This is a genomic window from Amorphoplanes friuliensis DSM 7358, from assembly GCF_000494755.1.
Taxonomy (GTDB): Bacteria; Actinomycetota; Actinomycetes; order Mycobacteriales; family Micromonosporaceae; genus Actinoplanes; species Actinoplanes friuliensis.
The window spans coordinates 56,533-79,059 of the sequence record NC_022657.1 but is presented as its reverse complement, the minus strand read 5'-3'; the positions used below and the strand labels follow the sequence as shown (position 1 = coordinate 79,059).

The following is a 22,527-nucleotide window of genomic DNA, read 5'->3' as shown; positions in this document are numbered from 1 at the left end:
GAGACCATTAAAGGGGGTCTGCAAACTCCGAGTCGGTGCAAATGTGGGCTAAACCACGCTGCGGACGGACGGCTCCCCGACGACCGCGTGCAGCACGTCATCGAGGGCGATCACGCCCAGCGGACGTCGGCCGTCGCTGACGAGCACGATGTGCCGGCGGTCGCGGCGCATGGTGAGCAGCAGGTCAGCCAGGGTGCGCTCCGGGGGCACCACGGCCAGCGGACGGATGATCTCGGCGGGAATGGGGAGGCGGCGCTGTGCTCCCTCGTACCCGAGGATGTCTTTGACGTGCACGAAGCCCAGCACCCGCCGCGTCTCGCGTTGCACGACCGGGAAGCGTGACCGGCCGCTGCGGGTGGCGATCGCCTCGATGGTGGCGGGCGAAGCGTCGTCGGCGACCGTGGTGACGCCCGACCAGGGCTGCAGGGTGTCCGCGGCGGTCCGGACGTTGAGGCCGAGCGCGGCGTGGATCCGGGCGTACTGTTCCGTGCCGAGCAGACCCTCGGCGCGCGCCTGGGTGACCATGCCGGCCAGCTCCTCCGCGGTGAAGACGGTCTTGACGGCGTCCGTCGCCTCGACCTTCCAGAGGGAGAGCACGATCTTCGCGGCCCAGCGCATCGCGGTCAGGATCGGCTTGGTGGCCGTGCAGAACGCCAGCATGAACGGGCCGAGGACCAGCGCCGAGCGTTCCGGGCCGGCCAGGGTGATGTTCTTCGGGACCATCTCGCCGACCACGGTGTGCAGGAAGACGACCACACCGAGCGCCAGCACGAACGCGACCGGGTGAACCGCGCGCTCGGGCATGCCGATCGCCTCGAACGGGCCCTCGACCAGGTGCGCGAGGGCCGGCTCGGCGATCGCACCCAGGCCCAGCGAGCAGATCGTGATGCCGAGCTGCGCGCCCGCGATCATCAACGGGATCTGGTTCATCGCCGACAACGCCCAGCGGGCCCGGCGCGAGGTCGCCGCGAGCGGCTCCAGCGCCGTACGCCGGGACGCGATCAGCGCGAACTCACCACCGACGAACAGCGCGTTGCCCAGCAGCAACACCACGGTGACCAGCAGCTCAGTCATCGGCGGGCTCCGGCGGCGCGACCACACGGACCTGCTCGATGCGGTGGCGGTCGACCTCCATCACGGTGAACTCCCAGCCGTCGTCCTCCAGCGACTCACCGGCGACCGGGATGTGCCCGAGGCGGGACAGCAGGAAGCCGGCCAGCGTCTCGTACGGCCCCTCGGGCAGGCGGAAACCGGTCTGCTCGGCGACCTCGTCCTCGCGCAGCAGCCCGTCGACCAGGTACGTCTTGTCGCCGTCGGGTGCGGTCAGCTCCACGCTGCCCGCCTCGGTGAAGTCCAGGTCGTACTCGTCCGCGATCTCGCCGACGAGCTCCTCGATCAGGTCCTCCACCGTGACGACGCCGTCGGTGCCGCCGTACTCGTCGACGACGATCGCCAGGTCGGCGTCGGCGGCCCGCAGTGCGGCCAGCACCTTGTCGAGGTCGAGGCTCTCGGGGACGAGGACGGGCTCGCGGGCCACCGACGACACCGGCGTCGCGGCGCGGCGTTCCGGTGGCACACCCAGGGCGTCCGAGATGCCGACGACCCCCACGACCAGGTCGAGAGTCGACTCGTACACAGGAAAGCGGGTGTGTCCCGTCTGCCGTGAGGTGGCGATGAGATCGGCCACGCTGGCGGTGGTCTTGAGGCCGACGACGTCGACGCGCGGGGTCATCGCCTTGGCCGCGCGTTTTTCGCCGAAGCGGATCGTGCGGCGCAGCAGCGTCGCGGTCTCGGTCGGCAGCGCGCCGGCGCGGGCGCTGATCGCGGCGAGCAGGCCCAGCTCCTCGGGTGAGCGGGCGCTGGCCAGCTCCTCCTGCGGTTCGATGCCGAGCCGGCGGACCAGCCAGTTCGCCGATCCGTTGAGCGCGCTGATCAGCCATTTGAAGAGCTTCGAGAAGGTACGCAGCGGAGCAGCCGTCGCCAGCGCCACCCGCATCGGCCGGGCCAGCGCCGCGTTCTTGGGCACGAGCTCGCCGAAGAGCATCGACACCAGCGTGGCGAACACGAGGGAGAGCACGTGGGTGACGGTCTCGGTGGCCCCGCCGAAAAGCGGCTCGATCGCGGGCCGGAAGAGCCGGGAAAGTGCCGGCTCGGCCAGATATCCGGTGAGCAGCGCCGTCAGCGTGATGCCGAGCTGGGTGCCCGAGAGCTGGAACGAGAGCTCGTGAAGAGCGTTCTGCACGGTGCGGGCGCGCCGGTCGCCGGCCTCGGCCTGCTTGGCGATCTCGACCCGGTCGACGGTGACCAGTCCGAACTCGGCAGCCACGAAGAACGCGTTGCCCGCGGTGAGCAGCGCAAAAGCAGCCAGCGGGAGCACCGCGCTGAGGAACAGGCCGTCCATGATCGGTTCACCTCGGCCCTCATTGTGCCGGAACGCCCCGACCGGCGTGTGCTCGTGTCCACCACAACGCTGTGAAGCGTCGCGGGCGTTACCGTCAGGAGATGAACCTTGCCGAGGAGTTCGCGCTGCTGGCCTACGGCGACGACGGCGCACCGGACACCGACACCATGCGCCTCGACAACGGTCTGGGCGGCGCCCTCCTGCTCGAGCTGGCGCTGACCGGCCGCGTCGACGTCGAGGACAAAAAGGTGATCGTCCGCGACGGGACGCCGACCGGTGACCCGCTGGTCGACCAGGCCCTCGAGCGGATCGTCGCCGACGACAAGCAGCGCAAGCCCGGCCAGTGGGTGACCAAATTTGCCAAGGACGCCCGCAAGCTGACCCTCGACCGCCTCGTCAGCCAGGAAGTGCTGGTGCGGGAGCAGGACAAGGTGCTGCTGGTCTTTCCGCGTACGCGGTATCCGGCACCGCACGGAGGCCGGCCGATCCCGGAGACCGAGGCGCGGCAACGGCTGACCGCCGCGGTGACGCGGACCGAAGCTGTCGAGCCGCGGACGGCCGCGCTGTGCGCCCTCGTGGCCGCGACCGACCTCGACCGCAAGGTCTTCCGCGACCTGGACCGCAACCTGGTCAAGACGCGGCTGAAGGAGATCTCGCAGGGCGCCTGGGCCGCCGACGCGGTCAAGAAGGCCATCGAGGAGATCCAGCTGGCCATCATCATGACCGTGGTGGCGGCCACGAGCGCGACCGCCACCACGTCCTAGGCGGGAGCCTTGTCGCCCTTGATCGACCGGAGCAGGACACTCGCGACGTCGATGACCTCGACGTTCTCCTGCTCGCCCTTGCCGGTCACGCCGTCGCCGATCATCGTGTAGCAGAACGGGCAGCCCACGGCGATCGTCTTTGCGCCGGTGGCCAGGGCCTCCTCGGTGCGCTCGACGTTGATCCGCTTGCCGATCTTCTCCTCCATCCACATGCGGGCGCCGCCGGCGCCGCAGCAGAAGGACCGCTCGGAGTTGCGGGGCATCTCGGTCAGGCCGCCCTCGATTGCGCTGCCCAGCACCTCACGCGGCGCCTCGAAGACGCGGTTGTGCCGGCCCAAGTAACACGGGTCGTGGTAGGTCACGCCGCCGTCGACGGGCTGGACCGGGGTCAGCTTGCCCTCGGCGACCAGGTGGGCCAGCAGCTGCGTGTGGTGCACGACCTCGACCTTCAGGCCGAGCTGCTCGTACTCGTTGCCCAGCGTGTTGAAGCAGTGCGGGCAGGTCGCGACGATCCGCTTGACCTTCGCCTCCTGCAGGGTCTCCACGTTCTGCTGGGCGAGCATCTGGAAGACGAACTCGTTGCCGATGCGGCGGGCCGGGTCGCCGGTGCAGGTCTCACCCTCGCCGAGGATCGCGAAGTCGACGCCGGCCTCGTGCAGCAGCGTGGCGACGGCGCGGGTGGTCTTCTTGGCGCGGTCCTCGAAGGCACCCGCGCAGCCGACCCAGAACAGGTAGTCGAACTCTTCCTCGCCGACCCGCTTGATCTCGAAGTCGAGACCCTTGGTCCAGTCCTCACGGGTGTTCTGCGGCGCACCCCACGGGTTGCCCTTGTTTTCCAGGTTGCGCAGCATGACGCCGGCCTCGGACGGGAAGCTCGACTCGATCAGCACCTGGTAGCGACGCATGTCGACGATGTGGTCGATGTGCTCGATGTCGACCGGGCACTGCTCGACACACGCGCCGCACGTGGTGCAGGACCACAGCACGTCGGGGTCGATGACTCCCTGCTCTTCCTCGGTACCGATCAGGGGCCGGTTGCCCTCGGCCAGAGCGAGGACGTCCATGTGCGCCAGCTGCGCCTCGGTCGCCTTCTCCTCACCGGTCAGATCCTTGCCACCGCCGCCGAGCAGGTACGGCGCTTTGGCGTACGCGTGGTCGCGCAGCGAAAGGATCATGAGCTTGGGCGAGAGGGGCTTGGCGGTGTTCCACGCCGGGCACTGCGACTGGCAGCGACCACACTCGGTGCAGGTCGAGAAGTCGAGCAGGCCCTTCCAGGTGAACTGCTCGACCTGGGCGACGCCGAACTGGTCCTTCTCGGGGTCGGCCTCCTCGAAGTCGAGCGGCTTGCCCTGGCTCATCATCGGCCGCAGGGCGCCCATGCCGGAGCCGGCGGGCTTCTTCGGGCTGCGCTTGAAGTAGATGTTGAAGAACGCCAGGAAGCGGTGCCAGGCGACACCCATCGTCACGTTCAGCGAGATGGTGATCAGCCAGCTCATCGAGATCAGGATCTTGACGAGTGCGGTCCAGGTGGCGCCGTTCTCCCAGTCGGGCAGGAGCGCGCCGATGCCGTGGCTGACCGGGGTGGCCCAGAACGGGTACTCGAAGTGATCGGTGGCGACCTTGAAGCCGCGGATCAGGAAACCGCAGATCAGGACGGCGATGATGATGGCCTCGACGAAGTACGCCTGCCACATCGTCGAGCCGGTGAAGCGGGAGACCTTCTTGCGCTTGTCACGCTGCCGGATCGCGACGAGGACCAGGATGCCGATCGTGCCGAGCACGCCGATCCACTCGGTCGCGAGACCGAAGACCACCCAGTGGCCGATGACCGGCAGACCGAGCTCGGGGCTGACGACCTCGAAGTAGGCCTCGAGCACCAGCAGCGACAGCACGACGAAGGCGACCATCACGAACCAGTGCGCCGCGCCGACAACACCCCACTTGAGCATGCGGGTGTGCCCGGCCGTCTCGACCAGCATCGTCTTGGTCCGGGCGCCCTTGTCGCCGAAGCGCTCCGGGTCGGGCTTGCCCTGACGGATCACCGCGGTCATCTGCATGACGGCACGCACCGCGAGGGCCACGGCGACGATGGTGACCGCAGCCGCCAGGACGGTGGCGATGATCTGCGCAGTGCCCATGGGCGTTGTGCCTCCTCGATCGGCTGGCTCGCCGACCCATGTTACCCACGAGTAATCAGATTGCGCGCGGGCATCTCCGTCGACTTTGCAGATCTCAACCGGCAGCGCACCCCATAAATGGACGGCAGGGGTGCGCTGTCGGACAAATCAGACGAAGATCACGGTACCGGCTGAGCCGGCACCGCGACGGGGGAGATCAGCGCCAGCGGGACAGAATGCCCAGCGAGGCAACCATGCAGCCGAAGCCCACCAGGAGGTTCCAGTACCGCCAGGCCTCGACCGGGTACTGCTGCTCCGAGAGGTAATACACCACCAGCCACGAGATGCCGAAGACGATCAGAGCGACCGCGGTGATCGGCAGCCAGACCGGACTCGGCTTCTTGGAGGCCGCCGCCGCAGCCGGACGGATGTCCGTCGGCGGGGTGTAGACCTTCTTCTTTCGAACCTGTGACTTCGGCACGGTGCTCTCCTGAGGGCAACAAGTGGTGAACAACCCACCCCTGAGCGGCTCCGGGGACCCCGAAAGCTGCCCGTGGCGAATACTGTTCGATAGCTAGCGTAGTCAAGGCGGCGCGCGTACAGGCACCCGCAGGTGGGTTTTTCGGCCGAGCCGAGGGAGGACAACCGACGTGGAGTACACCACGGGGGCGCCCTCGTGGCGACTTGTCCTGCGACGAGCCCTGGGTGGGCTGCGTCCGCGGCGGCCCGGTCAGCGCCAGCGCGGCTGGTCGATCGCAGTTCCGTTGATCGGCCTGGCAGCCGGCCTGCTGTTCACGACGTCGGCCACCACAGCCGACGGCACCTCGCTGCGCGACGATCGCCGTCCCCAGCTCGCGCAGCTGATCGCCGACAAGCGCACCCGGCTCGACGGCCGCGAGAAACGCGCCGCGGACCTCCGAGCCGCCGTCGACCAGGACGCTGCAAAACTCGCAGACGTGGACGAGCCGGTCAAGTCGGCTCGCGCACGCGCCGATGCCATGCGCGGCGGAGCAGGTTTTACTGCTCTCCGTGGCCCCGGCATCACGGTGAGTCTCAACGACTCCCCCCAACGCATCACCGGCACCGGCGTCGACGCGCCGGAGAACGACGATCTGGTCGTCCACCAGGGTGACGTCCAAGCAGTGGTGAATGCCCTCTGGGCTGGTGGAGCCGAGGCAATGTCGATCATGGATGTCCGCGTCATCTCCACGAGCGCGGTACGCTGTGTCGGCAACACGCTGCTGCTTCACGGCCAGGTCTTCTCGCCGCCATTCAAGATCACGGCAATCGGCGAACCCACAGCGATGCACCGGGCGTTGGAGTCCGCAGAAGGAGTCCAGCAATTCCGGACCGCTGTCGCCGATTTCGGCCTCGGCTATCAGGAAACCGTCGAGAGGAACGTGACTGTGCGGGCGTACGACGGGTCGAGTGACCTCCGATCCGCCGAGGTCACCGAGTGATGGAAACGTCGGACGCCCAGGAGGGCGCGGCGAACTCCGGGCGCCACCGCGCCCCGGACGGCGACGCACAAACCGCTTTCATCCCCCGGATCACCGACGCGTCACCCGACGGCGTCCCCGGCGGCCCCCTGGACCCCCCGGTCAGCCTCGGCGCTGCCTGGCCCCCAGACCCCTCCGGCTCTTCCGGCCCTTCCGGTACGGACACAGCATCGCCCGCCGACACCGCGGTGATCCACACGGACTCGCCCGCGGCGTCGAATGTGGATCCTGTGGTCGCGCGCGCCGCCGCCGCAGCCCGTGCCGCCGCCAAGGTGGAAACACCGGCCCAGCCTCCGGCCCCGGTGGTGGCGCCCAGTCCGGTGCCGGCTCCGGTGCGTGACAAACCTGTCGTGGGTGCGCCTACCGACTTCGACTTCTTCGCTGCCGCCGAGGCGGAGGCTGCCTCCGCGCGCGCCGCCGCGTCAGCAGCTGCTGAGCCGGTTGTGCCAGGTGCGCAGCGGCCTGAGGCTGCCGCCGAGTACGTCCGCCCGAACAGTGGAGCCCCCGGCTTCGCCCGGCCCGAGGTAGCTCCCCCGCCTGCCGAAGTCGTCCGGCCTGCCGCTGCGAGCGCACCCGCCGACTTCGGCCGGCCCGCGGCTGGTTTTGCCCGGCCGGAGGCTTCTGCGAGCGCACCTGTCGCCTTCGGCCCGCAGGGGGCTGCGAGCGCGCCTGTCGCCTTCGGTCCGCCGGCGGCTGCGAGCGCGGCTGGATTTGCGCGGCCCGAGACGGCTGCTCAGGCAGCCGATCAGGGTCGGCCTGAGGTTGCGTCCAGCTTTGCGCGGCCCGAGACGGCTGCATCGGCGGGCTACGCGCGGCCTGAGGTCGCACCCAGCGCCGAATACGCACGACCTGCAGCCGCCGGCGCCGCAGCATCCGGCTATGCGCGGCCGGAGCCTGTCAGCCCGAGCGCGGCCGACTACGCACGGCCCGAACCTGTCAGTCCAGGTGCAGCTGGCTACGCACGGCCCGAGACCGCCGCCGCCGCGGGATATGGGCGGCCCGGCGCTCCTTACGCGGATGATCAGCCCGGAGCGAGTTACGCGCGGCCTGACGCGGACGCTTCGGAGTTTGCGCGACCGCAGAGTGCGAACGGTTTTGCGCGGCCTGCAGGTGCCGCTCAGCCCATGGTGGGTTCGGCCCGCCCGGCTGATCCCGGTCGATCCGCCTCCGGCTTTGCGCGGCCCGCGGGCGACGTGCCGGCTGGTGACAGCTTCGGCCGTGCCGCAGGCGGTCGCTTGCCGGCCAACGGAGCTGCAGCGGAAAACGACGTCTACCCCACGCCTACGAGCAGTTACGCCCGCGGCGACAACGGCGCACAGCCCCAGGCTGACGGCTTCAGGGCGCCTCAGGGTGCCGCGGAGTCCTTCGGTCGTCGCAATGGCGCAGCTCAGCAAGCCTCCGACGGTTATCCAGCTGGCACCTTCCGGCAGGACAACGGACACGCCGAGGCGAACAACGGCTTCGGCCCCCGTTCCACGCCCGCCGAACGCCACCACGCCAATGACAGTGAGTCACTCGCCACCGGGACCTTCTCGGCGCTGGGCGGCGACCACAGTCCGACCACCAACGGCTTCGCACCGGCCAACGGCGCACGGTCAGCGCCCGGCGACTTCGCGCGCGACGCACCGGGCGACCGTCGATCCGTCGCCGACGCCTTCGGGGCGCGCAGTTCCCGGCGGGCGGCCACCGACGCCGGCGCTCAGAGCTTCGACACACCGCGGTCGGCCGCCGAGATCTTCGGAGCGCAGCGGTCCGGGAACGACGCCGGCCCTCGAGGCTTCGGCACACCGGCCCCGGCAAGTGACGCCGGCCCTCAGGGCTTCACACCGCGGTCGGCCGGCGACGGCTTCGGCGCGCCGCGGTCGGCGAGCGGCACATCACGGCCGGCCGGCGACGCGGGTCCTCAGGGCCTCGCCGCGCGGTCGGCCATGGGCGGCGTCGATTCCGGTGCGCAGTGGTCGGCAGGCGGCGGCTCTCAGGGCTTCGGGGCGCGCGGGCTCACGTCCGCCGACGACCACGACGCCGGGTCCGACGTTGCCGAACCCGCCGGGCTGCTCCGCCGCCGCGGCCCCGGCACCGAGGCAGCCGGCTTCGGCCAGAACGGTGGACAACAGGCCGGCAGTGAACACGCCGCGCCGCAGAACGGGTCAGATCCCTCCGCTACTGCGATCATTCGTACAGCGGATGCGCCGACCGGTTTGCTCCCCTCTGTCCGGCCCAAGGCCGGCAGCCCGTCAACTCCGGACGTGAGCGGCTCTGTGCGTACCCCTCTGCCTCCGGGTCCGGGTGACAAGGGCGCCGCTTCGGTTGCAGCGGCTGCGGCCGCGGTGGCGGCCGAGCCGGACGCCGGTGCGGGCGGCGACGAGGGCGACAAGCCACGGCGTGGGGAGAAGGTCGTGAAGCTGCGACCTGAGCAGACCGATGAGGGTTACAAGAGCGTGTACTCCGAGTTGACCCGCCCCACGCTGGGCTCGCGGATCCGGGCCGGTGTCCGGGTGTCCGGCGAGCTCATGATCACGTTCGGGCTGATCGTGCTGCTCTTTGCCGGGTACGAGGTGTTCGGCAACTCGGCCAAGGTCGAGAACGAGCAGGACACGCTGGCCAACCAGCTGGACGATCAGTGGAACGACCCGACGGTGGCGCCGAGTGCGGGGCCGACCAAGGCCGCGCCCGCCGCGCCGGGCAAGAACCTGGTCGGGCGGCTCTACATCCCGAAGCTGGGCATGGAGTGGGTTGTTGTCAACGGCGTGCGGCCGCAGGACATCCGGTACGCGCCCGGGCACTACCCGGACACCGCCGATCCCGGCAAGGTCGGTAACTTCTCGGTCGCGGGCCACCGGATCCGGAAGATCTTCTGGCGGCTGGACGAGCTGCAGCCGGGTGACGTGATCGGTGTCGAGACCAGGACGAACTGGTACGTCTACAAGGTCAGCCGCAGTGAGGTCGTCAAGCCCAGCGCTGTCGAGGTCGTGGCACCGGTGCCGGGCAAGCCGAACGCGAAGCCGACCAAGGCAATGCTCACGCTGACCACGTGCAACCCGAAGTTCAACAACTATCAGCGGCTCATCGTGCACGCCGAGCTGGTCGACACGGTCAAGCGTGACGCCTCGCAGCCCGAGGCCGGCAAGCCCGCCGAGATGAAGAAGACGAAGGCGTAAGGAGGGCCGTCATGTATGCCTGGATCTGGCGCAAGCTGCCCTTCGGCCTGTGGGGCAAACTGACCGGTTCGCTGGCCATGGCCGCGGCCATCGGCGCGCTCCTCTGGTACGTCGTCTTCCCGTGGGCGACCCCGCTGCTGCCGTTCGACGACGTGCAGGTGGGGACGGGCACCGAGCAGGGCGGCCCCGCCGAGCAGGACCCGAACGCGGTTCCCGGCGCGGACGACCCCGGGCTGGGGCCGGACGAGATCCCGTACAACGAGCACACGAACGACCCCGAACCCACTGCCAGCTAGGTGACGCCGTGCGCATCCTCGTGATCGACAACTACGACTCGTTCGTCTTCAACCTGGTGCAGTACCTCGGCCAGCTCGGTGCCGAGTGCGAGGTGCGGCGCAACGACGAGATCACGGTCGCCGACGTCGCCGATTTCGGCGCCGCGGGGGTCCTTCTTTCCCCCGGCCCCGGTACGCCCGAACGCGCCGGCATCATGATGGACGTCATCACCGCGTACGCGGGGAAGATTCCGATGTTCGGTGTGTGCCTCGGTCACCAGGCGATCGGGGCTGCCTTCGGTGGCACCGTGACCCGGGCGCCGGAGCTGCTCCACGGCAAGACGTCCTCGGTCCAGCACAAGGGTGCGGGTGTGCTGGCCGGCCTGCCGGACCCGTTCACGGCGACGCGTTACCACTCGCTGGCGGTGCTGCCCGAGACGCTGCCCGAGGAGCTCGAGGTCACCGGCTGGACGGAGTCCGGTGTGGTGATGGCGATGCGGCACCGCACGCTGCCGATCGAGGGTGTGCAGTTCCACCCCGAGTCGGTGCTGACCGAGGGTGGTCACACCATGCTGGCCAACTGGCTGGCCTCCTGCGGCCTGCCGGAGGCGCTGGACCGTGCACCCGAGCTGGCCGCCGAGGTGGAGACCCGCCGCCGTTCGGCCTTCGCCGGCGCCTGAACCTCTGACAGCAAAAAGCACCGCGGCCGGGAAGAGCGCCGCGGTGCTTTTTCGTGGTGTCAGTTGCCGATGATCCCGTCGAGACCGCCGCCGTCGCCGCCCGCGCCCGGTCCATCGGTCGGGTCGGTCGGGTCGGTCGGGTCGGTCGAATCACCCGGTTCCGGTTCCTGAGCGACGATGACCGTGATCGTGATCGTGGTCGACTTGGACTTCTTCTGGTTGGCGAAGGTCTGCTCGACAACCGTGCCGACGGGCCCTTCCTGGTTGGTCTCCTGGACCTTGACGTCCTTGAAACCGGCCTGTTCGAGCAGCGCGATCGCGGTGTCCTGCAGCTTGCCCCGCACGTCGGGCACCGGGCTGAGGTTGCCGCGGGACACGGTCACCGTGATCGTGGTGCCGCGCTTGACCTCGTCACCTTCGTCCTCGACGGAGAGGACCTGACCCTCGGGCGCGGAGCTGTCCTTCTCCACGAACTTCGGCTTCAGTTTGGCGTCCTCGAGCGCCGACTCGGCGGCATCCCTCGTGCTGCCCACCAGCCCGGTCGGCACCTTGGTCGGCGCGGGGCTGCTGCACAGCTGGAGAGTGACGGCCTGGTCGACCCGCGTGGTTGCGTTCGCTTCCGGTGTCTGCCTCTCGACCCTGTCCTTGCAGTCGTCGGTCTCGATGGGGTCGCCCACCGTCACCGCCGTGAAGCCGGCGTCCGTCAGCGTTTTACGGGCGTCGTTCTCGGAGAGACCGGTGACCTTCGGAACGGCAGCGGTCGCCGGCGTTTCGGGGTCGTCGTTCCTGTTGGCCAGGGTCAGGCCGATGCCCAGAGCCACGACGGCGAGCACGCCGAGTGCGGCCAGCACCGCCATCACCCACGACGAGGTCTTCCGCTCCGGCGGCTGCGGCCCGCGCGGACCACCGGCCGGGATCGTCCGGGTCATCGCGGTCTGCTGACGCATCGGCGGACCGGCCATCGCCATCGTCTCGGCCTCGTTCATCACCGGTGTGGCGAGAACCGGGCGGCCGGAGACGGCCCGCAACGCGTCAGCGCGCATTTCCTGCGCGCTCTGGTACCGGTTGAGCGGGTTCTTGGCGAGGGCCTTGAGCACGATCGCGTCGACGTCCGGCGAGACCTCACGGTTGATGTCGCTCGGCGCCTTCGGATCCTCGCGGACGTGCTGGTACGCCACGCTGACCGGGCTGTCACCCACGAACGGCGGGTGTCCGACCAGGAGCTCGAAGAGCACACAACCGGCGGCGTACACGTCGGAGCGGGCGTCGACGGACTCGCCGCGGGCCTGCTCGGGCGACAGATACTGCGCCGTGCCGATGACCGCGCTGGTCTGCGTCATGGTCGTCGCACCGCTGGCCAGGGCCCGGGCGATGCCGAAGTCCATGACCTTGACCTGGCCGTTCTGCGTGATCATCACGTTGCCGGGCTTGATGTCCCGGTGGATGATCCCGTGCCGGTGGCTGAACTCCAGCGCGGCGTCGATATCAGCGATGATCTCCAGGGCGCGGCGCTGCTGGAGGCGCTGCTCAGCGGCCAGGACCTCCTTGAGGGTCCGGCCGTTGACGAACTCCATGACGATGAACGGCTGTTTCTCGCCGGCCGACGACACTTCCTCGCCGGTGTCGTAGACGGCGACGATCGCCGGGTGGTTGAGCGCCGCGGAGTTCTGCGCCTCACGACGGAACCGCTCCTGGAACGTGGCGTCACGGGCGAGGTCGGTACGCAGCATCTTGATCGCCACGTCACGACCCAGGCGCAGGTCACGGCCTTTGTGTACCTCGGCCATGCCGCCGTAGCCGAGCAGCTCGCCGACCTGGTACCTGCCACCGAGCAGGCGGGCCTGCGCCGTCATAACGTCTGTCGTCCTTCGGTCGCGTGGTTCAGGCTGTGCGGAGCAGCAGCCTGCTTCGTAAGACGGTACGACGTCGCGGACGTCCGTTGATCAGCGGAACCCGCCACCACGACCGTGGACCGGTTCCCGTGATCGCCCATCGCGTTGGTGTTGCCCTGGTTGAGCAGGAACGAGATGACGCCGGCGCACAGCAGGACCAGCAGTGCGAGGACCACGGCCAGCACGATGAGGACCTGCCGGCCGCCGGAACCGTCGGCCTGCTTGCCGCCCTGCATCGGCTGGTGCTGCTGCATCGGCGGCGCCGACGGGTGCCTGTACGGCTGCTGGGCCGGCGGCACCGAAGCCGCACCCCGCGCCTGCGCACCCGACACGGGACGAGGGATGGGCGGGTACGGAGGACGGCCCTGCCCCGACATCGGGTGCCCGCCCGGGCCTGACGTCGGCGCACCGGAGTGCGGCCTGTTCGCCATCGAGGGGCCGCTGGACTGCGGCCGGGTCATCGTCGGTCCGCCCGACTGCGGGCGTCCGGCCGACGAGCCGTTGACGGCCGGCTGCTGAACCTGCGTGGTGAGCGAGGACGCGGCCTGCCGAGCCACGGCTGCCATCGCCGAGGCCGTGGGCCAGCGTGCGCCCGGGTCCTTGGCCAGGGCACGGTCGACGATCGCGCGGACCGCCTGAGGAATGTCGGCGGGCAGCGGGCGCGGGGTGTCGCGGACGTGCTTCATGGCGATCTCGATCGGCGTCGAGCCGTCGAAAGGCCGGTGACCGGAAAGGCACTGGTAGGCGACAACGCCCAGGGCGTACACGTCGGAGGCCGCCGTGGCGACCGCGCCGGACGCCTGCTCCGGGGAGATGTAGGACGCCGTGCCGAGCACCGAGCCGGCCACGGTCAGCTGTCCCACCATGGCGGAGCGCGCGATGCCGAAGTCGGTGAGGACCAGGGTGCCGTTCGGGCGTACCAGAAGGTTGCCGGGCTTGACGTCGCGGTGGACGATGCCGTTCGCGTGCGCGGCCTGGAGCGCGTCCGCGGCCTGTGCGACCAGCGCCATGGTGCGGGCCGGCGTGAGCCGCCCGACCCGGCTCAGGGTGCGGGACAGGGCGTCACCCTCGACGTACTCCATGACCAGGAACGCGAGCTGCTGGTCGCTGCCGTAGTCGTAGACGTCGACCACACCGGGGTGGTTGATCGTGGCCATGGTCCGGGCCTCGCCGCGGAAGCGCTCGGCAAAACCGGGCTCGTCCAGCAGGGCCGGGAGCAGGATCTTCACGGCGACCGTCCGGCCGAGCACCTCGTCGGTGCCACGCCAGACATCGCCCATGCCGCCACCGGCGATCCGCTCGTCCAAGCGGTACCGGCCGCCGAGGGTGACCCCAGGGCTGATCATGTCAGTCCCCTCCCCGGCCCGCCGCGGCCTTCATGATGAGCCCGGCGATCCGGGCCGCCTCGGCGCTTGCATGTCCGCCGGGCACGTTCTCCAGCATGACGCAGACTGCTGAGACTGCCTCACCCTTGTCGTTGTACGCGAATCCGATGAACCAGCCGTGGTCGTCCGCGTCCACCGCGTTCTGCGCCGTACCCGTCTTGCCGCCGACCTCGTACCCGTCGATCTTCGCGCGCTGGCCGGTGCCGTTCTCGACGACGCTGACCATCATGTCCTTGAGGTCACTGGCCACCTGGCCGTTGACCGGGGTCCGCAGGGTCTGCGGGCTGGCGTTGTAGATCGGCCGCCGGTCCGGGCTGAGCAGCTGCTGCACCAGGTAAGGGCGCATCTGCTTGCCACCGTTGGCGACCGTGGCCGCCATCAGCGCGCCCTCCATCGTCGTCATCCGGACGTCCTTCTGCCCGATCGACGACTGAGCGAGGCCGGCCTGGTCGGTGCTGCCGTCCGGGTTCTTGATCTCACCGGTCTTGCTGGCGGCGACCGGCAGTCCGGTGCCCTCCTGGAGGTTGCCCACCGTCAGGTCGTTCTGCTCGAAGCCCCACGCCTGCGCGGCCTTCTTGACCTTGTCGCCACCGAGCTTGACGCCGAGCTGGGCGTACCCGGTGTTGCAGCTGTCGGTCAGGGCCTCCTTGAGGGTGACCTGCGCGCCGGGGCAGGTCTGGTCCTCGGAGTTCTTGATCGGAGCGCCGGACCCGGGTGCCGTGTAGGTCTGGCCGGCCGGGATCTCGGTGCTCTGCTCGTATCCGTCCTGGAGGGCGGCCGCCGAGATGATCACCTTGAAGGTCGAGCCGGGCGGGTAGGTCTCGGACAGCGCGCGGTTGAGCAGCGGCTTGTCCTTGTCGGCGTTCAGGTCCTTGAACGCCGCCGTGGCCACCTTGTTGTCGTGGCTGACCAGCGGGTTCGGGTCGAACGTCGGGAACGAGGCCAGCGCCTGGATCGCCCCAGTCCGCGGGTCGATCGCCACCGCGGAGCCCGCCTTCGCGCCGCGCTCGTTGTTCGTGAGCTGCTTGTACGCGACCTCCTGCGCCTTCGGCTTGACCGACAGCACAACGTTGCCGCCGCCGGCCTTGTCACCGGTGAACATGGCGCTGACCCGGTCGGCGAAGAGCTTGTCGCTCGCGCCGGACAGGAAGTCGTTCTCGCTGCGCTCGATGCCGGTCTCGGCGTTGTCGACCGGCTTGTACCCGATGATCGGCGCGTAAACCTTCTTCTCGGGGTACACGCGGAGGTACTTGAGGGTGTCGTCGGTCGCCTTGCTCTGGGCGAGGGCCTCACCACCGGCCTCGATGACTCCGCGCGGCGTCTCGTACTCGGCGACACGGACACGTCCGTTGTAGTCGCTGGTGCGGTAGTCGTCGGCCTTGTAGGCCTGGACCCAGTTGAGGTTGGCGAAGAGCATGCCGAAGAGGACGAGGATGACCACGCCGGCCTTGCGCAGGGGTGCGTTCACGGCTTGATCACCTCCGTCATGGCGCCGTGGAGCTGGGCGGGTGGTTGTTTCGGTCCGCCGGATGCCGCCGGGCCGCCGTTCGCGGGTTTGCGGGCGGCATCGGAGATCCGCAGCAGCATCGCGATGAGCAGCCAGTTCGCCATGAGCGACGAACCGCCGGAGGACAGGAACGGCGTGGTCTGACCGGTCAGCGGGATCAGCCCCGTGATGCCACCAAGGATGACGAAGACCTGCAAGCCCAGTGTGAAGGCGAGGCCGCCGGCGACGAGCTTGCCGAACGAGTCCCGGACGCCGAGCGCCGCACGCAGACCGCGCTCGACAATCAGCAGGTAACAGACCAGCAGCGCGGAGAGGCCGAACAGGCCGATCTCCTCACCCATGCCCGCGAAGATGAAGTCGTTGCGCACCTCGGGCACGAAGCCGGGCGAGCCGGCACCCGGACCGGTGCCGAACATGCCGCCCGTACCGAGGCCGAGCAGGCCCTGGACCAGCTGATAGCTGCCGCCGATGCGCTCGTAGTTCTCCGAGGCGAACGGGTCGAGCCAGACCGTGGCGCGGTCGTAGAAGTTGGCGAACGGGCCGCCGATCGACGCACCCAGGAGGTACGCCACGTAGACGCCGCCGAAGAACATGACCAGGCCGATGATCAACCAGCTGGCACGTTCGGTCGCGACGTAGAGCGTCACGACGAACAGACCGAAGTAGAGCAGCGCCGTCCCGAGGTCCTTTTCGAAGACGAGAACCAGCAGAGACAGCAACCAAACCGTGACAACCGGGCCCAGGTCGCGGCCCCGTGGGAAGTCGATGCCGAGGAAACGGCGGCTCGCCAGCGAGAGCACCTCACGCTTGCGGACCAGGTAGTAGGCGAAGAACGAGACCAGCGCCAGCTTGGCGAACTCACCGGGCTGGATCGAGAACGCGCCCATCTTGATCCACAGCTTGGCCCCGTTGACCTCGGAGATGCTGCTCGGCAGCACCGCCGGGATCATCACCAGCACGATGCCGACCAGACCCAGCGTGTACGCGTACCGGGAGACGGTCTTGTGGTCGCGCACGATCAGCAACAGCACCGCCGCCAGGACCAGGGCCACCAGCGTCCAGGCGAGCTGACGGCCACCGACACCGGCGAAGACACCCAGCTCGGGCTGCTTCTCGGAGATCGCCTTGGCGATGTCCAGCCGCCGCAGGAAGCCGACACCGAGACCGTTGATCAGGGCGACCGCCGGGATCAGCACCGGGTCGGCGTGCGGCGCCACGAACCGGACGACGAGATGCAGCCCCAGGAACAGGACGCTCAGGAGAGCCGCCGGCACCCAGAAGGTCGGCGTGATCTTGTCGTACTGGTTGGCTTCGACCGTGGCGCCGTAAGCGGCCACGATCACCATCGCGAAGGCGAGCAGTCCGAGCTCGGCGTTGCGCCCCGTTTTTGTGCCCGGGACACGCGGCATCTCACCCGTGGACGCGGGTGTGGGAGCCGGAATGGCGGGCGCGGTCAAGAAAGAGTCCCCAGACTTCGGTGAGCGGACACTCAGTCGACGGGCCGGCACCCGACCGGGTCGACGACCGGCGGGGCGGAGTCCGAAGGCTGGGCGTCCGGCGTGGTGGCAGGCGCGAGCGCCGGCGCCGAGGAGGGTGTGTTCCGGCTGGGAGACGTCGTCTTCCCTGCCGCGGACGGTGCGCCGGAGGGGTTCACCGGCTGCGTCACCGTCGGCGCGGGGCTGCTCGGGGAGCAGATCGGCTTCAGGTTGGGGTTGGACGGCTCGTCGCTGGTCAGCTCGGCCAGGCGGCGCTGCGCATCCGGGTTGCTGTCCGCGTGGATGCCCTGCTTGACCCGGTCCTGCGCGACCGTGGTGAGGTCGTCCAGGCGTGCCTCGCTGGTCTCGTGGACGCTCGACAGGTCGAGACCCGCGATCTGCCCCGGCACCCCGCGGAAGATCGCCAGCTGGCCCTGCTCGGTGGCACCGACGTAATACTGGTCCTGGGTGTACTGCCAGCCCAGGTAGAGGCCACCGCCGAGCACGCCGAGCAGCAGGAGCACGAGCAGACTGGTCCGCACCGGATGCCGCTTGGGCTGGTCGGCCTCGTCACGGTCGTAGGACGTGTTCTCCGGGGCCGCGGGTCGCGGAGGCGCCTGCAGAGCCGCCGCACGAGCCGCGGCGCTGGACGCATCAGCCACCGTGGAGTTGCCACGGTCGCGGGCGGCAGCGCCACCGACGATCGGAGCCTGCTCCATGATGTCGGCGTCGGTCGCGTCGGCGACCACCACCGTGATGTTGTCCGGGCCACCGCCCCGCAGCGCGAGCTGCACCAGACGCTCACAGCAAGCCTGGGCGTCCTGGATGTCCCGCATGCTCTCGCCGATGGTCTCGGCACTGACAACGCCGGACAGGCCGTCGCTGCAGATCAGATAGCGGTCACCCTTGAGGACCTGGCGCACCGAATATTCGGGGTCGATGTCCCGGCCGTCGAGCGCACGGGTCAGCAGCGACCGCTGCGGGTGACTGCTCGCCTCCTCCGGACTGATGCGGCCCTCGTCGACCAGCATCTGAACGTAGGTGTCGTCCTTGGTGATCTGCGAGAACTCACCCTGGCGCAGCATGTAGGCGCGCGAGTCGCCGATGTGCACCATCCCGATCTTGCTGCCGGAGAAGAGCACCGCGGTCAGCGTGGTGCCCATCCCCTCGAGATGCGGGTTGGCGTCGACGGTGTCGCGCAGGGTCTGATTGGCCGTGCCCACCGCGTGCCGAAGAGCGTCCACCAGCGCATCGCCGGGAACGTCCTCGTCGAGCGGGGCCATGGCCGCGATGACGATATTGCTGGCGACGTCACCGGCGGCCATGCCGCCCATGCCGTCGGCGACGGCAAGGAGCCGCGGTCCGGCGTAGACGGAGTCTTGATTTCCGTCTCGGATCAGACCGCGGTCGCTCTGGGCGGCGTAGCGCAGGGTCAGGGTCATGGCCGTAACTCGAGTGAAGTGCGGCCGATCCGGATCGGCACGCCAAGGGGGACGGGAGTAGGTCCGGAGACCTTACCGCGATCGAGATAGGTGCCGTTCGTCGAGCCGAGGTCCTCCACGAACCACTGGCCGTCCCGAGGCACGAGCCGGGCGTGTCGAGCCGACGCGAAGTCGTCCGTGATGACCAGCGTCGAGTCCTCCGCCCGTCCAATAGTGATCTGAGCCTCACCCAGCGTGATCCTGGTGCCGGCCAACTGACCGGCGGTCACGACGAGTTGCCGGGCCGCCTTCCCACGCTTCGCCTTCGCGGGCCGGCCCTGGATCACCGCGCCACCCACACCTCGTGGACTGGCGACGATGCTCTTGGACCGGACACCGGCGAAGAGATCCTTACGGATGACCCCGACAACCGTGAACACGAAGATCCACAGCAGGATCAGGAAGCCGAACCGGGCAACGGTGAGGACAAATTCTGGCAAGGTGCCTAGCCGTCCACTCGGAACGTGAGGGTGGTCGTCCCCAACTGGATCATGTCGCCCGGGTTGAGCGCCACGGCCGACACGCGCTGGCCATTGACCATCGTGCCGTTCGTCGAACCCAGATCGGTCAGCACGACCTGACTGCCGTCGTAGTCCAGCCGGGCGTGCCGGCGGGAGATACCCACATCCGGCAGACGCAGATTCGCCTGGTCACCACGGCCGATCACCGTCGACCCCATCTGCAGCGGGTACGTGCGCCCGTCGCCCGACACCAGACCGACATTCCGGCCGTTGTGCCCGTGCTGCTGGTACCCACCCTGCTGTTGCTGGTCGTACGGCGAATACGCCGGAGCCGCGTCGTAGGCAGGCTGCTGCACCGGAGCGACCTCGCCGCCGGTGTACACCTCCGCCGTGACACGGAACATGCCGGTATCGAGCCCGTCACCGCGCTCGATCTCCACGATCACATCGCCGTAGACCGTCCAGGCCTGCTCGCCGATGAACTCCGCCTGCGACTGGGCCAGCTCCTGGGCCAGTGCAGCGGCATACGGCGCCAGCCTGCTGTGGTCGTACGGCGAGAGATCGATCACGTAGCGGTTAGGCACCAAGGTGCGGCCACCGGCAAGGATGGCCTTGTGCGCCTCGGCCTCCCGCTGCATGGCATTAAGGATCTCCACCGGGTGTACGACACCCTTGAAGACCTTCGCGAAGGCCCCCTCGACCAGGCCTTCCAATCGCTTTTCAAAGCGCTGCAGCACGCTCACCGGCTCCTCCTCGGGTTCCGAGGACATGATGGTATCCGGCCGCCGCTTCCGCATCTCTGCGAAGAGCAACCGGTCGCTCCTGACCCTCGTATTGCAGCCCCTGACGCCGTGCTAGTCTTCCCTGGCGTCACGGGCAGTATCTGCTCGCGGTGTAACGAGGGACAGCGTAGTCTGTTCCGGCTAACTGAATGCCACGGGGATGTGGCGGAATGGCAGACGCGCACGGTTCAGGTCCGTGTGTCCGAAAGGACGTGGGGGTTCAACTCCCCCCATCCCCACGAGACGCCTAGGCGCCCCATGTCCGCAAGAAGCGCGGACCGGGGGCGTCTCGTCATATCTGCTCCGGGGGCCGAGCCCCCGGACGCCCCGCGTTGCGGTGGGCACCTGGCTGCATCGCTCACGCTGGGAGGGCCGCCCTTGCTGCGCTCGGTCACTCTTGGAGACGTTGTGGTCCCCCTGCGGGTGATTTACGGAGCGTGAGGGTCGGGGCGTTATGCTCTCGACTTGTTTTTACTCCCTAGACCTCTGGAGAGTTTGCTCGTGGCCGTCGCCCTGGTTACTGGATCGGGTGGTCTCATCGGCTCCGAGGCGGTCCGGCATTTTGCCGGGCTCGGCCTGGAGGTCGTGGGGATCGACAACGACATGCGGCAGGAGTTCTTCGGGGCCGAGGCTTCGACGGCGTGGAACGTCCAGCAGCTCTCCGCGGACCTCGGGGCGGCGTACTCCCATCACGGGGTGGACATCCGGGACCGGGACTCGCTGGGGAAGATCTTCAAGCGGTACGCCGGTGACATCGCGGTCGTGATCCACACCGCGGCGCAGCCGTCGCACGACTGGGCTGTGCGGGACCCGTTCACGGACTTCGACGTGAACGCGGGTGGCACGCTCAACATGCTGCAGTTCACGCGTGAGCACTGCATCGAGGCGCCGTTCATCCACTGCTCGACGAACAAGGTCTACGGGGACACCCCCAACCGGCTCCCGCTGATCGAGCAGGAGACACGCTGGGAGATCGACCCGTCCCACGCGTACGCGGACGGCATCACCGAGGACATGTCGATCGACCAGACGCTGCACTCGGTCTTCGGCGCGTCGAAGGTCGCCGCGGACGTCATGGCCCAGGAGTACGGCCGCTACTTCGGCATGAAAACCGCTATCTTCCGGGGTGGCACGCTCACCGGGCCGGCCCACTCGGCGACCGAGCTGCACGGCTTCCTCGGGTACGTGATGCGCGCGAACATGGAACGGCGGCTCTACCGGATCTTCGGTTACAAGGGCAAGCAGGTCCGCGACGCCATCCACAGCCACGACGTGCTCAGCGCGTTCGAGGCGTTCTTCCGCAACCCGCGCTCGGCGGCGGTCTACAACCTCGGCGGCGGCCGGCACTCGAACTGCTCGAACCTCGAGGCGTTCGCGATGGCCGAGAAGATCAGCGGCACCGAGATGGTCACGGAGTACGTCGACGAGAACCGCATCGGCGACCACCAGTGGTGGATCGGCTCGATGGCCGCGTTCCAGGCCGACTACCCGGAGTGGAAGCAGGTCTACGACGTCCCGATGATCCTTCAGGAGATCTACGAGGCGAACGTCGGCAAGTGGGTTCCGCAGTCGTGACCGCCGGAGGCAAGAAGAACGTCCTCGGTGTGCTGGTCGACGCGACCGACTACGACACTGCGACCGCTCAGATCATCGAGGCCGCCCGTGAACGCCGGCACTACGCGGTCACCGCGCTGGCCGTGCACGGCGTCATGACAGGCGTGCAGGACAAGGCGCACAACGCGCGGCTGAACTCCTTCGACCTCGTCACCCCCGACGGTCAGCCGGTTCGCGGCGCGCTCAACCTGCTGCACCACGCGGGTCTCACCGACCGCGTCTACGGCCCCGAGCTCACCCTGCGCGTCCTGCGCCAGGCCGCGGCCGAGGGCCTCCCCGTCTACCTGTACGGGTCCACGGAGCCCACCCTCGAAAAGCTGGTCCCGGCGCTGGAGCGGATGTTCCCCGCACTGAAGCTGGCCGGTGTCGAGGCGTCGAAGTTCCGCAAGAGCCACCCGGGTGAGCCGGCGGAGATCGCGGAACGCATCAAGGCCTCGGGTGCCCGGATCGTGCTGGTCGGCCTGGGCTGCCCCCGGCAGGAGATCTGGGCCTACGCCATGCGCCCGCTGCTCGACATGCCGCTGCTCGCCGTCGGTGCGGCCTTCGACTACCACGCCGGCCTGCTCAAGAACCCGCCCGCCTGGATGCAGAAGTACGCCCTCGAGTGGCTGTGGCGTCTCGGGCTGGAGCCCAAGCGGCTCTGGAAGCGGTACATCCTGCTGAACCCGGCGTACCTGTCCCGGCTGGCGTTGCAGAAGGCCGGCATCTGGAAGGCAACACCTCCGGCACCGACCTCGGAGCCGGTCACCGACTTCGCCGTCTGACCGGCGGTGTGGGTGCCGGGGACCCGGCCGCGTCGCCGCCGGGACCCCGGCCGACCTCCCCAGGTCGAGCCCTCGACGCCGAACGATGCATTTTCGACGTCTGGCACCCGACACTAGGACACGCGTCACCGTCACAACAGGGGCGATTGTCCACTTCGCCCATTGGGATGAGCGCCCTGCGTAATTAGTCCGATACGCGCAGTGGTGTTCCGACCCCTACGGGTACCCGGTCCGGGCATATCCCGGTTTTGCTCCTTGCGCCACGGGTGAAG

At 68.9% G+C, this 22,527-nt stretch carries 18 protein-coding genes and 1 tRNA gene; 8 read left to right on the top strand and 11 right to left on the bottom strand.

The features are described 5' to 3' along the window. Positions 1-48: 48 nt before the first annotated feature. Both AFR_RS00350 and AFR_RS00345 read right to left on the bottom strand, forming a co-directional pair. Entirely contained in the window at positions 49-1,074 is a 1,026-nt protein-coding gene (locus AFR_RS00350) for a hemolysin family protein (protein WP_041841621.1), read from the bottom strand. Further along, positions 1,067-2,401: a hemolysin family protein gene (locus tag AFR_RS00345; protein ID WP_023357300.1), complete on the bottom strand. Its 1,335-nt coding sequence runs from the start codon at positions 2,399-2,401 to the stop codon at positions 1,067-1,069. Before AFR_RS00345 ends, AFR_RS00350 begins: the two co-directional genes overlap by 8 nt. Positions 2,402-2,502: 101 nt before the next feature. Here AFR_RS00345 and AFR_RS00340 point away from each other — a divergent pair, with 101 nt between their 5' ends. Continuing rightward, on the top strand, positions 2,503-3,165 hold the full coding sequence (locus AFR_RS00340) for a GOLPH3/VPS74 family protein (protein WP_023357299.1): 663 nt from the start codon (positions 2,503-2,505) through the stop codon (positions 3,163-3,165). Here the strand turns inward: AFR_RS00340 and AFR_RS00335 are convergent. After that, positions 3,162-5,303, bottom strand: coding sequence for a (Fe-S)-binding protein (locus AFR_RS00335; RefSeq protein ID WP_023357298.1), 2,142 nt, complete (start codon positions 5,301-5,303; stop codon positions 3,162-3,164). The genes AFR_RS00340 and AFR_RS00335 overlap by 4 nt on opposite strands. A gap of 196 nt (positions 5,304-5,499) precedes the next feature. Continuing rightward, positions 5,500-5,763: a cell division protein CrgA gene (locus AFR_RS00330; protein ID WP_023357297.1), complete on the bottom strand. Its 264-nt coding sequence runs from the start codon at positions 5,761-5,763 to the stop codon at positions 5,500-5,502. A gap of 169 nt (positions 5,764-5,932) precedes the next feature. Between AFR_RS00330 and AFR_RS00325 the strand changes: the two genes are divergently transcribed. From AFR_RS00325 to AFR_RS00310, 4 genes are all read left to right on the top strand, one after another. Next, a complete protein-coding gene (locus AFR_RS00325; protein WP_041840477.1) occupies positions 5,933-6,742 on the top strand; it encodes a DUF881 domain-containing protein in 810 nt (269 codons plus the stop codon). Between the two features lie 1,274 nt (positions 6,743-8,016). Then, entirely contained in the window at positions 8,017-9,939 is a 1,923-nt protein-coding gene (locus AFR_RS47570) for a class E sortase (RefSeq protein ID WP_238547215.1), read from the top strand. Positions 9,940-9,950: 11 nt separating this feature from the next. Further along, the gene (locus tag AFR_RS00315; protein WP_023357294.1) at positions 9,951-10,235 is read left to right on the top strand and encodes a hypothetical protein; all 285 of its coding nucleotides are present in this window, start codon (positions 9,951-9,953) and stop codon (positions 10,233-10,235) included. 8 nt (positions 10,236-10,243) lie between these two features. Next, the gene (locus AFR_RS00310; protein WP_023357293.1) at positions 10,244-10,894 is read left to right on the top strand and encodes an aminodeoxychorismate/anthranilate synthase component II; all 651 of its coding nucleotides are present in this window, start codon (positions 10,244-10,246) and stop codon (positions 10,892-10,894) included. 59 nt (positions 10,895-10,953) lie between these two features. Here the strand turns inward: AFR_RS00310 and pknB are convergent, their stop codons facing one another. The 7 genes from pknB to AFR_RS00275 all read right to left on the bottom strand — a co-directional run bounded on the left by pknB (position 10,954) and on the right by AFR_RS00275 (position 19,865). Further along, on the bottom strand, positions 10,954-12,747 hold the full coding sequence (gene pknB / locus AFR_RS00305) for a Stk1 family PASTA domain-containing Ser/Thr kinase (protein WP_023357292.1): 1,794 nt from the start codon (positions 12,745-12,747) through the stop codon (positions 10,954-10,956). After that, a complete protein-coding gene (locus AFR_RS00300; protein ID WP_023357291.1) occupies positions 12,744-14,132 on the bottom strand; it encodes a serine/threonine-protein kinase in 1,389 nt (462 codons plus the stop codon). The genes pknB and AFR_RS00300 overlap by 4 nt, the downstream gene beginning before the upstream one ends. A 1-nt stretch (position 14,133) precedes the next feature. After that, positions 14,134-15,639, bottom strand: a complete 1,506-nt coding sequence (locus AFR_RS00295) for a peptidoglycan D,D-transpeptidase FtsI family protein (RefSeq protein ID WP_023357290.1) — start codon at positions 15,637-15,639, stop codon at positions 14,134-14,136. Continuing rightward, positions 15,636-17,087: an FtsW/RodA/SpoVE family cell cycle protein gene (locus AFR_RS00290; RefSeq protein WP_023357289.1), complete on the bottom strand. Its 1,452-nt coding sequence runs from the start codon at positions 17,085-17,087 to the stop codon at positions 15,636-15,638. Before AFR_RS00290 ends, AFR_RS00295 begins: the two co-directional genes overlap by 4 nt. Before the next feature lie 80 nt (positions 17,088-17,167). Further along, complete coding sequence (locus AFR_RS00285; RefSeq protein ID WP_023357288.1) at positions 17,168-18,595, bottom strand: protein phosphatase 2C domain-containing protein; 1,428 nt, start codon at positions 18,593-18,595, stop codon at positions 17,168-17,170. Beyond that, positions 18,592-19,074: an FHA domain-containing protein FhaB/FipA gene (locus AFR_RS00280; protein WP_023357287.1), complete on the bottom strand. Its 483-nt coding sequence runs from the start codon at positions 19,072-19,074 to the stop codon at positions 18,592-18,594. Before AFR_RS00280 ends, AFR_RS00285 begins: the two co-directional genes overlap by 4 nt. Positions 19,075-19,079: 5 nt before the next feature. Next, entirely contained in the window at positions 19,080-19,865 is a 786-nt protein-coding gene (locus tag AFR_RS00275; protein WP_041840475.1) for an FHA domain-containing protein, read from the bottom strand. 168 nt (positions 19,866-20,033) lie between these two features. Between AFR_RS00275 and AFR_RS00270 the strand changes: the two genes are divergently transcribed. From AFR_RS00270 to AFR_RS00260, 3 genes are all read left to right on the top strand, one after another. Beyond that, positions 20,034-20,116, top strand: a tRNA-Leu gene (locus AFR_RS00270). Positions 20,117-20,378: 262 nt separating this feature from the next. Further along, entirely contained in the window at positions 20,379-21,452 is a 1,074-nt protein-coding gene (locus tag AFR_RS00265) for an NAD-dependent epimerase/dehydratase family protein (RefSeq protein ID WP_023357285.1), read from the top strand. After that, complete coding sequence (locus AFR_RS00260) at positions 21,434-22,255, top strand: WecB/TagA/CpsF family glycosyltransferase (RefSeq protein WP_023357284.1); 822 nt, start codon at positions 21,434-21,436, stop codon at positions 22,253-22,255. Before AFR_RS00265 ends, AFR_RS00260 begins: the two co-directional genes overlap by 19 nt. Positions 22,256-22,527 lie beyond the last annotated feature (272 nt).